This is a genomic window from candidate division TA06 bacterium, from assembly GCA_016208585.1.
Taxonomy (GTDB): Bacteria; Edwardsbacteria; AC1; order AC1; family EtOH8; genus UBA5202.
Genome location: JACQXR010000031.1, coordinates 1 through 11,999, shown reverse-complemented (window position 1 = coordinate 11,999; position 11,999 = coordinate 1). Strand labels below are relative to the sequence as shown.

At 54.9% G+C, this 11,999-nt stretch carries 10 protein-coding genes; all 10 read left to right on the top strand.

The genetic code is table 11. The annotated features are described in order from the left end of the window. Positions 1–66: 66 nt before the first annotated feature. The 10 genes from tilS to hypB all read left to right on the top strand — a co-directional run bounded on the left by tilS (position 67) and on the right by hypB (position 11,275). The gene (tilS, locus tag HY768_02545) at positions 67–1,554 is read left to right on the top strand and encodes a tRNA lysidine(34) synthetase TilS (GenBank protein ID MBI4726098.1); all 1,488 of its coding nucleotides are present in this window, start codon (positions 67–69) and stop codon (positions 1,552–1,554) included. Beyond that, complete coding sequence (gene hpt, locus HY768_02540; GenBank protein MBI4726097.1) at positions 1,512–2,054, top strand: hypoxanthine phosphoribosyltransferase; 543 nt, start codon at positions 1,512–1,514, stop codon at positions 2,052–2,054. The genes tilS and hpt overlap by 43 nt, the downstream gene beginning before the upstream one ends. Beyond that, entirely contained in the window at positions 2,054–4,012 is a 1,959-nt protein-coding gene (locus tag HY768_02535) for an ATP-dependent metallopeptidase FtsH/Yme1/Tma family protein (protein MBI4726096.1), read from the top strand. The genes hpt and HY768_02535 overlap by 1 nt, the downstream gene beginning before the upstream one ends. Next, positions 4,005–4,595: a GTP cyclohydrolase I FolE gene (gene folE, locus HY768_02530; GenBank protein MBI4726095.1), complete on the top strand. Its 591-nt coding sequence runs from the start codon at positions 4,005–4,007 to the stop codon at positions 4,593–4,595. The genes HY768_02535 and folE overlap by 8 nt, the downstream gene beginning before the upstream one ends. A gap of 287 nt (positions 4,596–4,882) precedes the next feature. After that, complete coding sequence (gene folP / locus HY768_02525; protein MBI4726094.1) at positions 4,883–5,734, top strand: dihydropteroate synthase; 852 nt, start codon at positions 4,883–4,885, stop codon at positions 5,732–5,734. A gap of 163 nt (positions 5,735–5,897) precedes the next feature. Beyond that, entirely contained in the window at positions 5,898–6,731 is an 834-nt protein-coding gene (locus HY768_02520) for a TIGR00159 family protein (protein MBI4726093.1), read from the top strand. Positions 6,732–6,869: 138 nt separating this feature from the next. Beyond that, positions 6,870–7,304 (top strand): hypothetical protein, encoded by a 435-nt coding sequence (locus HY768_02515; protein MBI4726092.1) that lies wholly within the window; start codon positions 6,870–6,872, stop codon positions 7,302–7,304. Positions 7,305–7,786: 482 nt separating this feature from the next. Then, positions 7,787–10,279: a DUF2723 domain-containing protein gene (locus tag HY768_02510; protein MBI4726091.1), complete on the top strand. Its 2,493-nt coding sequence runs from the start codon at positions 7,787–7,789 to the stop codon at positions 10,277–10,279. Beyond that, entirely contained in the window at positions 10,279–10,626 is a 348-nt protein-coding gene (gene hypA, locus HY768_02505) for a hydrogenase maturation nickel metallochaperone HypA (protein ID MBI4726090.1), read from the top strand. Before HY768_02510 ends, hypA begins: the two co-directional genes overlap by 1 nt. Next, entirely contained in the window at positions 10,619–11,275 is a 657-nt protein-coding gene (gene hypB, locus HY768_02500) for a hydrogenase nickel incorporation protein HypB (protein ID MBI4726089.1), read from the top strand. The genes hypA and hypB overlap by 8 nt, the downstream gene beginning before the upstream one ends. Positions 11,276–11,999 lie beyond the last annotated feature (724 nt).

Sequence of the window (11,999 nt, the reverse complement as noted above, 5' to 3'; positions counted from 1 at the left end):
GGTGAATTGTGAATAGTTATTTTTGTGCCTGGGTGTCTTTGCGGCTGGTAATAAGTGTCTAAACAAATGAAACAAAAAGAAAACCTGAGATCCCAGGTCAAAGAATTCATCGTCTCCCGAAAGCTGATCGGCCCCGGAGACCGCGTGCTGGCGGCCTTCTCCGGCGGCCCGGATTCCCTGGGCCTGCTTTACCTGCTTCAGGAATTGTCGCCGGAACTGAAGTTCAAGCTTACCGCCTGCCATGTCAATCATAACCTGCGGGGAAAAGCCGCGAAAGCTGACGCCGTCTGGGCCGGGAAGCTGGCCCAGAGCTGGGGCATCAAGCTGATCACTAAGAACGTGGATGCCAAGAAACACTCCCGGAAGAACAAGCTCTCGCTGGAAACCTCGGCCCGGGAATTAAGACGCACGGCACTGCTGGAAACGGCCCGGATCCACCAATGCGACCTGATAGCCACCGGCCACAATCTGGACGACCAGGCCGAAACCGTGCTGATGCGCCTGATCCGGGGCAGCGGATTAAACGGTCTTTCAGGGATCCCCTTAAGGAACGGCCCTTTCATCCGTCCTCTGTTAAGCTGCAGCCGGAGCAGTATCGACGCATACCTAAAACAGCACAAATTGGCCGGAAGGAAGGACGCTTCCAACCGGTCACAAAAATTCTTCCGCAACCGGGTCCGTCATCAGTTGCTGCCCCTGTTGGAAACCTACAATCCCCAAATAAAGAAGGCATTGTCCCAGCTGGCCGGGAACGTGGAGCATGACCTGGAGATCATAACCGAACAGGTTCAAAAGGCTTTTAACTCGTGCACAAAAAGAGATAAATCCAAAATAGCTATTGATTTATCAAAATTTAAGTTATATAATAAAGGGTTACAGCATAATATATTACGGCACTGTTCGGAGTTGTTATTAGGCCGGGGAGCGGTGCCGGATTTGTTGCATATTACCAGGGCCATCGAGCTGATGCTCAAGGGAAGAACCGGGGCTAAGGTCAATTTAACCGGCGATATTTGGATCGAGAAAACATACGGCCGGGCGGCGCTGTCTACGAAAAAAACGCCACCGCTGCAGCCACCGCCACAGCGTGTTAAACGGGGTGCCGCTGTTGCGGCAAAGGCAGAAAACAAGGATCAAATGCCGGCGCTGAAAACCCTAGCGCTGGCAATACCAGGGACCACCAAGGCCGGAAAATATTCCATCAGAGCCTGGCTGGCCGAAAAGCGGGATATCGCCAATATCGCCAAATGCCCGCCGGAGCTGGCATATTTCGACGAGGCCGTCTTGGAAGGCAGTCCCCTGATGATCACAGCCAGGAAGGACGGGGACCGGATGATCCCCTTCGGGCACAGGTCTCCCAAGAAGATCAAGGATATTTTCATCGCGGCTAAGATACCGCAAAGCGAAAGGTCCGGCTGGCCGCTGGTCAAGAGCGGTAAAACAGTGGTCTGGCTCTGCGGGGTCAGGCGTTCCGACGATTTTTTTGTCATTGCCAAAACCAAAAAGGTGTTATGCCTGGAATTTATAAAAAACCGAAAACCCACAAAGTGTTGATCTCCAAATCCCGGATCCAGAGCAGGGTTAGGCAGATGGCCCGGATGATCTCGGGCGACTATAGGGGCAAGGACCCGGTGCTGGTGGGGGTCTTAAGTGGTTCCTTCGTCTTTATGGCCGATCTGCTGCGGGAAATCTCGATCCCGGCGGAGGCGGATTTCATCGCGGTGGCCAGCTATGACGGGGGCACCAAGACAGCCGGAATCGTGCGCCTGACCCAGGACCTGTTCACCAACATCCAAGGCCGGCACGTGATCCTGGTAGAGGACATCGTGGACAGCGGGCTGACCCTGTCCTATCTTTTAAAGAACTTAAAGACCCGACGCCCCGCTTCCATCGCGGTCTGCGCCCTGTTAAACAAAAAAAAACGGCGGCAGGCCCAGGTGCCGGTGAAATACAAGGGTTTTAACATCCCCGATAAATTCGTGGTGGGTTACGGGCTGGATCATAAACAGCGCTACCGCAACCTGCCATATGTAAGTTGGATTGAGGAGGAATAATGGCGGAAGGCAATAAAGGCAACAAGGGACTAAAGAGGATCCCAAGTCCCAAGGGTTTTGGCGACGGCCTGAGAGCGGTGCTGATCTGGGTGATATTGGTGATGCTGGCCATAGCACTGTACAATCTGTTTTCCAAGCCCAAGGACCGGCAGCTGGATATCATCTACAGCCAGTTCCGGGAGGAGCTCAACGTCGGGAACATCAGCCAGGTTACCTTCACCGGGCGGGAGGTCAAGGGTAATTTCAAGTCGCCCAAGATGGGGATCAAGTCCGGGGTCAGGCTGGAATACCCCAAGTTCAAGACCTTTCTGCCGATCGAGGACCCGAACCTGATCGCCGAGCTGGAGGCCCGGGGGGTCAGGATCAAGGCCGAATCCACCGAGCCCAGTGGCCTGGTCTCATTTTTGATGAACTACGGATTCCTGATTGTGCTGGGGGTGCTGTGGTTTTTATTCATGCGCCAGATGCAGGGCGGGCAGAAGGGGGTGTTCTCCTTCGGCAAAAGCCGGGCCCGGCTTTCCCAGGATAAAATCAAGGTCACCTTCAGCGACGTGGCCGGGGCCGACGAGGCCAAGGCGGACCTGCGGGAGATCATAGAATTCTTAAAGGAGCCCAAGAAGTTCACCAAGCTGGGCGGCAAGATCCCCAAGGGCGCCCTGCTCTTAGGCTCGCCGGGAACCGGCAAGACCCTGCTGGCCCGGGCGGTGGCCGGAGAGGCGGCGGTGCCGTTCTTCTCCATCTCGGGCTCGGATTTCGTGGAGATGTTCGTGGGGGTGGGCGCGGCCCGGGTGCGGGACCTGTTTGAGCAGGGCAAGCGCAGCGCCCCCTGCATCATCTTCATCGACGAGATCGACGCGGTGGGCCGCCACCGGGGCGCCGGGCTGGGCGGGGGCCACGACGAGCGGGAGCAGACTCTGAACGCCCTGCTGGTGGAGATGGACGGATTTGCCGGCAACGAAGGAGTGATCATCCTGGCGGCCACCAACCGCCCCGATGTGCTGGATCCGGCCCTGATGAGGCCGGGACGTTTTGACCGGGTGATAGTGGTGGACCGGCCCGATGTGGTGGGCCGGGAGGGCATCCTCAAGGTCCATACCAAGAACAAGCCCCTGGCCTCAGACGTGGATCTGAAGATATTGGCCCGGGGCACTCCCGGTTTTTCCGGGGCCGACATCGCCAACATGGTCAACGAGGCCGCCTTGCTGGCCGCCCGCAAGAACCACGACAAGGTCTACATGCAGGACATGGAGGAGGCCAAGGACAAGGTGCTGATGGGGGCCGAGCGCAAGAGCATGGTGATCACCGACGACGAGAAGAAGATGACCGCCTACCACGAGGCCGGCCATACTTTGGTCAGCCGGCTGACCAAGGACACCGATCCCATCCACAAGGTGACCATCATCCCCCGGGGCCGGGCCATGGGGGTGACGGTTTCCCTGCCCACCGACGAGAAGCACAACTATTCCCGGACCTGGTGCCTGAACCGAATGGCCATCATGCTGGGCGGCCGGGCGGCCGAGATGCTGATATTCAAGGACCTCTCCACCGGGTCGGGCAACGACATCGAACAGGCTACCGAGCTGGCCCGCAAGATGGTCTGCGAATGGGGGATGAGCCGGAAGCTGGGGCCGGTGACCTTCGGCAAGAAGGACGAGGAGATATTTCTGGGCCGGGATTACGGCCATATCAAGAACTATTCCGAGCAGACCGCCGAACTGATAGACTCCGAGATCCGGACCCTGGTGGACGGCGCCAACCAGAAGGCCTCCAAACTTCTCAAGGACAACCAGAAGATTTTGGAGAACCTGGCCGCGGCCCTGCTAGATCGTGAATGTTTGGACGGCGAGCAGGTGGAGCTGATAATAAAAGGCCAGCCCCTGCCGGAAAGGGCCGGCCTTGCTTCCGATAAACCTTCGGACAAAAAGCCGGGGGACAAGAAGGCGAGCGCCAATGCATAAATCCAAGATCAAAAGGCCCGACGGCCCGAGGATCCAGAAGGCGGTCAAAGACCTGCTCTTGGCCATCGGCGAAGACCCCCGCCGGGAGGGGCTGGTGGACACGCCCGGCCGGGTGGCCCGGATGTACGAGGAGGTCCTGTCAGGCATGGCCGCCGACCCCATCGACGAGCTCAAGGTCTATACCGCCAAGAACGAGGACGAGATGATCCTGGTCAAGGATATCACCTTCCACTCGCTCTGCGAGCACCACCTGCTGCCGTTCTTCGGCCGGGTGCACATCGCCTACATTCCGCGCCACAACAAGATTACCGGATTCTCCAGCCTGGTGAAGGTGGTGGAGGCCATGGCCAAGAGGCTGCAATTGCAGGAACGGCTGGCCGCCGACATCGCCGATCTCATTATGAAGAAGCTGAAACCGCTGGGAGTCCTGGTGGTGGTGGAGGCGGAACATCTGTGCATGATCATGCGGGGGGTGAAGAAGCCCGGCTCCTCGGTGGTGACCTCGGCCATCCGGGGCGGGATGAAGCGGGAGTCCACCCGGCTGGAGGCCCTGTCGCTGATCAAGGGGCGGCCCAACTTCTAATTAGAGTCCGTTAATAAATTGCTACTATGTCATTCTCGTGAAAACGGGAATCCAGTGATTTCAATGGGTTCTGGATTCCTGCCTCCGCAGGAATGACCAGAAAACGGAGTTTATTAACGGACACTAATTAACCATATAAAAGCACAGAATTCACAAAATAAATTTTCAAATGGGCACAATTACAATTTTCCATTTTTGTCCGACGAAGCCTTGGCGTAGTTGGATACTATTTCCTATTTATTTTTGCCCCCTTTGTGCCTTTTGTGGCAGAACAACCCCAAAGGCAAATGATGATCTGGCAGTGCGGCAAATATAATCTGGACACAGGCCACAGGCCCCTGGTGATGGGCATTCTGAACGTTACCCCGGATTCCTTCTCCGACGGCGGCAGGTATCTTGAACCCGGCGCGGCGGTGGACCGGGGGCTGTGCCTGGCGGAGGAAGGGGCGGACATCATAGACATCGGGGGGGAGTCCACCCGGCCGGGGGCAAAAAAAGTTTCTCCGGACGAAGAACTGAAAAGGGTGGTGCCGGTCATCGAAGGTCTGGCAAAAAGATCCAACATTCCGATCTCGATAGATACCTATAAATCCGAAGTTGCTCGCAGGTCGTTGGAGGTTGGGGCTTCCATAATCAACGATATTTCAGGTCTGAGATTTGATCCGCAGATGGCAGGCGTGGCAGCAAAATACAAGGCCGGCTTGGTGCTGATGCACATCAAGGGCACGCCGGAGGACATGCAGAAAGACCCGCAGTATGGCGATCTGTTGGTCGAGATCAGCGATTATCTGAATGGCTCGATCGAGATCGCTTTGGAGGCCGGGGTGGAACGCGCGGCCATCGCAATCGACCCCGGGATCGGATTCGGCAAGACAGTGGAGCACAATCTAAGTTTGCTCAAGAATCTAGCGCATTTCAAAAAGATCGACTGCCCGATAGTGGCGGGAGCCTCCAGAAAATCATTCATCGGCAAACTGAATAACGGCATCCCGGCAGATGAACGGCTGCCGGGCAGCCTGGCGGCGGCTCTGCTGGCGGTACAGGGCGGGGCCGATATCGTTCGCTGCCATGACGTCAAAGAAACGGTCCAGGCTTTAAATACTTACTGGGCTTTAGCAAATTTCAATATCAGCACGTAAAAACGGAATAACTGTCATCCCGAGAGCCTGTCCTGAAACTGCCAGTATGCTTGGCTTTTGAAGGGGCACGTAATACCTGGCGAATTGAGGGATGGTTCGATTTGTCAAACTACGTAGCCCTGCTCACCATGACATTTAGTCCTTACCAAGCCGTGAATAACTTATGATCGAAAGATTCAACTTCAGCTACCATCTGCCGGGGGCCCTGTCGTTTCTGACGGTGCGGCCCCTGGACATTTTGGACATCCTGCTGGTATCCTACATCATCTTCCGGATATTCCATTTAATGAAGGGCACCCGGGCGGTCCAGATGCTGTTTGGAGTGCTGGTGCTGGTGGCCATAGGGATAGCGGCCCAGTTGTACAACCTGCCCGGCACCGGATGGTTCATGGATTCCCTGAGGACCGTGTGGGTGGTGGCCTTCGTGATCCTGTTCCAGCCCGAAATCCGCAACGCTTTGACCCAACTGGGGCGCAACCGTTTTTTGGGGATCTTTTTAAAGGGCGAGACCAAGGCCATCGATGAAGTAACCCGGGCCTGCAAAACCATTTCCCAGCGGAGCTTCGGGGCCATTATTGTCTTTGAGAAAAACGATGGCCTAAAGAATTACATGGACACCGGCACCGAGATCGGGGCCAAGGTCTCCGAGCCCCTGCTGATGTCTTTGTTCGTCCCAGGCGGACCTATGCACGACGGCGCGGTGATCATCCGGGGCGAAATGATAATGGCGGCCGGCTGCACCCTGCCGGTATCCCAGGACCCGGAGATAGTCGCCAGCTACGGGATGCGGCACCGGGCGGCCCACGGCCTGACCCTGGAGACCGACGCGGTGGCGGTGGTGGTGTCCGAAGAAAACCAGGCCATTTCGCTTTGCCGCTACGGCCGTTTAGTGAAGCTGGCCGATGCCGCCGAGCTGAAAAAGGCGTTGACCCGGGCCTTGCACGCCAAGGTGGAGGCGGTCCCGGAGCAAACGGCCCAGAGCTACCAGGGCACGTAAAACAAAAATATATTTGTTGTTTTAACTGTTTTTCAGTTTTACCGCATCCAAGCTAATGAGTTTAACAATACAAAAAAGCTGGTGGTCCTAAAGTAAAGGCCACTTAAAAACAAACCAAAACGGAAAGGAAAACCGATCATGGCCGCCTTAACCGAAGCTCAAAAACGTTCCTTTAACTGGCAAATGACGGAGATCATGTCGGCCAACAAAGAGGAACTTAAAAAACAGGGGTTGGACATAACCGCCAAATTAAAACTTTTACAGGGCAAAGCGGCGGCCTCGGAAAAAGCCGAAGAGGAACAGCTTAAAGCCATGGCCGAAGTAAAGGCCAAAACCGCCCAGTCGGTTAAAATGACTACCGAAGACATACGCCCTGGCTTCGGCCCAGTTGGATGCCATAGTGGGAACCTTGGGCAAAGACCATACGCTCTCCCAAAAACTCAAGAAAATGCGGGAATCCATGTCCAAAGTGGCCTCAAGGGGCGTAAAAAAGGCCAAAACCCAGTAAATACCCCTAAAATAGCGGGTTACAAGGGTTCTAACCAAGGTTATAAGGCTTGTAACCCAGGTTAGGAAGGTTCTAACCTAGGTCAGGAAGGTTATAACCCAGGTCAGAAGGGTTCTAACCAAGGTTAGAAGGCATCTAACCAAGGTTGTAAACGATCTAACCCAGGTTAGAAAGGTTCTAACCTGGGTTGGCAGTGTTCTCTCCAAGGTTAGGGAGTAGGGAGGTTCTAACCAAGGTTATAAGGAATCTGTCCGAGGCCGGAAAGATTCTAACCTTGGTTGGCGGGGTAACCGGGATTTAAAAAGGTTGTAACCAAAACCGGTCTGGCAAGCAGTAAAACAAAAAGGGCCGTCTCGTAAACTTGTCCGCCATAGTCTGCCACAGGGCAGACGAAGGAGGATTGCGGGGCGGCCCTTTGCCTTTTTAGCCCACTTTAAAATTGACATAAATCTTATTTATGGTATAATATTCGTTGATCTCTTAAAACTTAAGAACTCTTTAAAACCAAGAATATTTAATCTAATCCACAGCAAGGAGCGTCAGTTAAATGCAGAAGGAAACCAAGATCAGGCTTTTGACCGGTCTGGGCGTGTTTTTAACGGCCTTCATCGTCTACGTCAAGACCATGGCCGCCACCACCTCGTTCTGGGACTGCGGCGAGTTCATCGCCATCTCCAACATTCTGGGCATTCCCCATCCCCCGGGATATCCGCTCTACGCGGTGATCGGCCGGACCACTATCCTAATGTTCCGCTTCCTGCCCGAGATCGCGGCCCGGATCAACCTGCTTTCGCCGCTATTCTCGGCCATCACCGTGGCCTTCGTCTATCTTTTAACGGTCAAGCTGATTGTATTATGGCGGGGCGAGCCTAAGGACGACCTGGAGCGGTTGATGCTGCACTTAAGCGGGGCGGTGGGCGCCATCTTTTTGGCCTTTGCCCCCACCTGGTGGGACAATTCGGTCGAAGCCGAGGTTTACGGCCTGGCCATGTTCACCCTGACCCTGACGGTCTGGCTGGCCATGCGCTGGCGGGACAACATGGGTCAGGTGGGCAACCGCAAGGTCATTCTGCTTTTAGCCTTCCTGTTCGGGCTGGGCTGGGCCAGCCATATGGCCACCCTGCTGGCGGCCCTGCCGATACTGATATTCATCCTGCTGATAGACTGGAAGGCCCTGATGGACTGGAAGATCTGGCTGATCGGGGCGGCGCTGTTCTTTTTGGCCCTGACTATCAACGCCTATCTGCTGGTGCGGTCCAACCTTAATCCGGGGATCAACGAATGCGCTCCCAAGGACTGGGAGTCCCTGATGTACGTGCTGCAGCGCAAACAATACGAGCCTTTCAATTTTTTCCAACGCAAGGCCGACTTCATGTACCAGTTCAACCACATGTACTTCCGTTATTTCAAGTGGCAGTTCAACGTGGTCTCAATGGCTTTGGGCATCTTCGGGGCCCTGATGCACCTGTGGGAGGGCGAGGACAAAAAGCTTTCCACCGCGGCTCTGATTCTGCTGGTGGGCGGAATCTTATTGGGCGTTTTCCAGGGCAGCCCCCTGGCCGCCATCCTGATCGCCCTGGCGGTGGTGTTCGGTTTCTTTCATCTGCTTAAACGCAAGGATAAAAGCTTCTCCATAGTCGGCCCGGCCTTTCTGGTCACCGGACTGGGATTAGTGGTCTACCTGAACATGGGCAATCCCCAGCCCCGCGACCGGGATTATATCTATGCGCCCTGCTACCTGTTCTTCGCCGTCTGGATTGGCATGGGCACCTGGCGGCTGATGCGCCTAGTACGGGAAGTGATGACCAAGCAGGCTAAAGAATGGTCCCGCTATGCCATAATCGCCCTGGGGGTAATTTTACTGGCGGTGGGCCTTTACAACGTCAAGAGGTACTATCACGAAAAAGACCGCTCCAACAACTGGATCCCCTCGGACTACGGCTATAACATTCTGCAATCGGCCCTGCCCGGAGGCATCGTCTTCACCAACGGGGACAACGACACCTTTCCGGTCTGGTTCGTCCAGGAGGTCTTAAGGGTCCGCAAGGACGTCAGGATCGTCAATCTTTCCCTGGGCAACACCAACTGGTACCTTAAGCAGATGAAGCAGAACGGCGTGGCCCTGGACATCTCTGACTACCAGATTGACCAACTCCAGCCGCTGCGGACCCCGGACGGGCAGATCTTCAAAGTTTCCGACATCGCTGTCCGGCTGATAATCGCGGCCAACGCCGGCAAAAAACTGTCCTTTGCCCAGGCGCTGGCTCCGCCCAAGGAGTTTGCCGCCCTGGTGTTCGGGAAGGATTACCAGGAAAAACACCCCATCTACTTCGCGGCCACGGTCTCGGACGACAACCTGACCGGGTTGGAAAACTATCTCTCCTTTGAGGGAATGCTTTACCGGATACTGCCAGACAGCGCCGCCAAAAAACAGCCCAATATCCAGGTTACCCGGAACAACCTGAACCAGGTCTACCGGATGCGGGGGCTGACCGACCCCAAGGTGTTCAAGGACGAGAACACCCAGCGGTTGCTGGGCAATTACGCGGTGACCTATTGGAACCTGGGAATGGCCCTGCGCCGCCAGGCCGATCAGACCCGCCAGAACAACCGCCTTCAGCAGGCCAAAGAACTGCGGCTGCAGGCGGTGCAGCAGTTCGAGCAGGCACACAACATCATGCCCGAGGAATCGGCCGGGTTGAACTGGCTGGGGGTGACCTACGCCGAGTTGGGAGAGTTTGCCAAGGCATTGGGTTATTTTCGCAAAGTGATGCAGAAGGATCCGGCCAATCCCTACATCCTGATGCAACTGGGAATGTCCTTCCAGCAGGCCGGGATGCCGGATTCGGCCGAGTACTATTACATGAAAGGCATCCAGATCAACCCCAATTTCGGGGAGGGCTACGGCCGGCTGTACACCTTCTATCTGACCCGGAAGGACACCGCCAAGGCCATCGCCATCCTGGAACAATGGCTGGCCCGCAATCCCAGCGACGCCAACGCCCGGAGCGAGCTCAACAAACTCAAAAAGACCCGCTGATGCACGAACTGGCCATCACCCAGAGTCTTTTCAAGATAGTGCTGGAACAGGCCCAAAAAGCCGGGGCCACTAAAGTAACCAGAATAAATTTGAAGATCGGGCGGCTGACCGGATACGTGCCGGAAGCGGTGGAGATGAATTTCAATCTGCTGGCCTCAGGCACCATGGCCGAAGGAGCCGGGCTGAAGATAGAGTGGGCGCCGGTCAAGGTTCATTGCCGGGACTGCCAAAAGGAATCGGAGCGGCAGGACCTGGGACTGGGCTGCGCCCACTGCGGTTCGTTGAATGTCCGGATAGCCGGGGGCCGGGAGATGTATATTGAAAGCATGGAAGTGGACAATGGCTGAGATAAAGATCTTAAAGAACATCATGGACGAGAACCTGTCCCAGGCCGCAAAAAACCGGCAGTGGTTCAGGTCCCGGAAGATACTGGTGCTGAATCTGATCGCCTCGCCCGGAGCCGGAAAGACCACTTTTCTGGAGCAGACTATCAAGGGTCTGACTCCAAACTTTAAGCTGGCGGCGATCGAGGGCGACATCACCGGCGACCACGACGCCAAAAGAATAGAGGCCCTGGGCGTGCCGGTGGTCCAGATCAACACCGAGGGCGGCTGTCACCTGGACGCTCATATGATAGACTCGGTGTTAAGCAGCCTGGATCTTAGCGGATTGAATTTTCTGTTTATTGAAAACGTAGGCAACCTGGTCTGCCCGGCCGAGTTCGACCTGGGCGAGGACCTGAAGGTGGTGGTGCTGTCCACCCCCGAAGGCCATGACAAGCCGGCCAAGTACCCGCTGATCTTTTCCGAGGCCCAGGCGGTGATAATCAACAAGATAGACCTGCTTCAGGCAGTGGACTTTGACTTAATCATTGCCGAGCGGGACATCCGGCGGCTCAATCCCAACGTTCCGATATTCAGGCTTTCCTGCAAGACCGGAGAGGGGTTGGACAAATGGCTGCAGTGGCTGGAAACTCAGGGAACAGATAACGGATAATGGATTACTTTTTATTGGTAAACTCGTATCAAGTTTTGTCTGTAAAGTGTGGGGCAACAAGATTAGAAACCCTGTTCTTTGATCTTTAACTTATTTTTTCTTTTTCTCCGCTTTCTCTTTGAAGAGAAAGCTCCAAAGAGAACTTTCGCTCAGCGCTGCTCTGATGTCTTAATAGTCAGCTGCCTGAATTTGTTGACCCGCAAATAAGGCATAATACTGGCAACAAATTCTTTAACCGACATATAGTCGGTTAAAACGGCAGCTTTTGCCGGGCAGCAGCGCTGAAGCGAACCTTGGTTGGTATCCCGCCTTTAAGCGGAGCGGCTTATGCTTCAGCCCCGATAAAGCAGTCATTGCTATATTATTGCTTCCTGCTGGTTTAGATTCAATGAGTGCCGGGGCGCAAGTCTTGCTTTCCGCGGAGCTGGGCGGTAAAGACTTCTTTGGTTCCTTTCTTAGTCATAAGAAAGGAACATTAAAGATATTACAGACCTACTTTCGGGTAAAATAAAAATGTCAGTTCATTTACAGCATACAGCATAGCGCTCAGAACTTATAATTAATGCCGGCTTTGTTGCGCAAAAATTGTAAAGATACAGCATCCCCTGATAAATTGATGATTAGACAGCAACCTTATATGACACCGGCATACCTATTTGAGCCAGGCGGTTGAGAATGGCACATCCAATTCTGACTTCGGTTTTTTGATTGTCAAGTTTACGGG

Bases quoted from the DNA above. Each gene is read 5' to 3' on its own strand.
- tilS (MBI4726098.1), top strand. From the start codon at position 67: ATGAAACAAAAAGAAAACCTGAGATCCCAGGTCAAAGAATTCATCGTC.
- hpt (MBI4726097.1), top strand. From the start codon at position 1,512: ATGCCTGGAATTTATAAAAAACCGAAAACCCACAAAGTGTTGATCTCC.
- HY768_02520 (MBI4726093.1), top strand. From the start codon at position 5,898: ATGATCGAAAGATTCAACTTCAGCTACCATCTGCCGGGGGCCCTGTCG.
- folP (MBI4726094.1), top strand. From the start codon at position 4,883: ATGATGATCTGGCAGTGCGGCAAATATAATCTGGACACAGGCCACAGG.
- HY768_02510 (MBI4726091.1), top strand. From the start codon at position 7,787: ATGCAGAAGGAAACCAAGATCAGGCTTTTGACCGGTCTGGGCGTGTTT.
- HY768_02535 (MBI4726096.1), top strand. From the start codon at position 2,054: ATGGCGGAAGGCAATAAAGGCAACAAGGGACTAAAGAGGATCCCAAGT.
- folE (MBI4726095.1), top strand. From the start codon at position 4,005: ATGCATAAATCCAAGATCAAAAGGCCCGACGGCCCGAGGATCCAGAAG.
- hypA (MBI4726090.1), top strand. From the start codon at position 10,279: ATGCACGAACTGGCCATCACCCAGAGTCTTTTCAAGATAGTGCTGGAA.
- hypB (MBI4726089.1), top strand. From the start codon at position 10,619: ATGGCTGAGATAAAGATCTTAAAGAACATCATGGACGAGAACCTGTCC.
- HY768_02515 (MBI4726092.1), top strand. From the start codon at position 6,870: ATGGCCGCCTTAACCGAAGCTCAAAAACGTTCCTTTAACTGGCAAATG.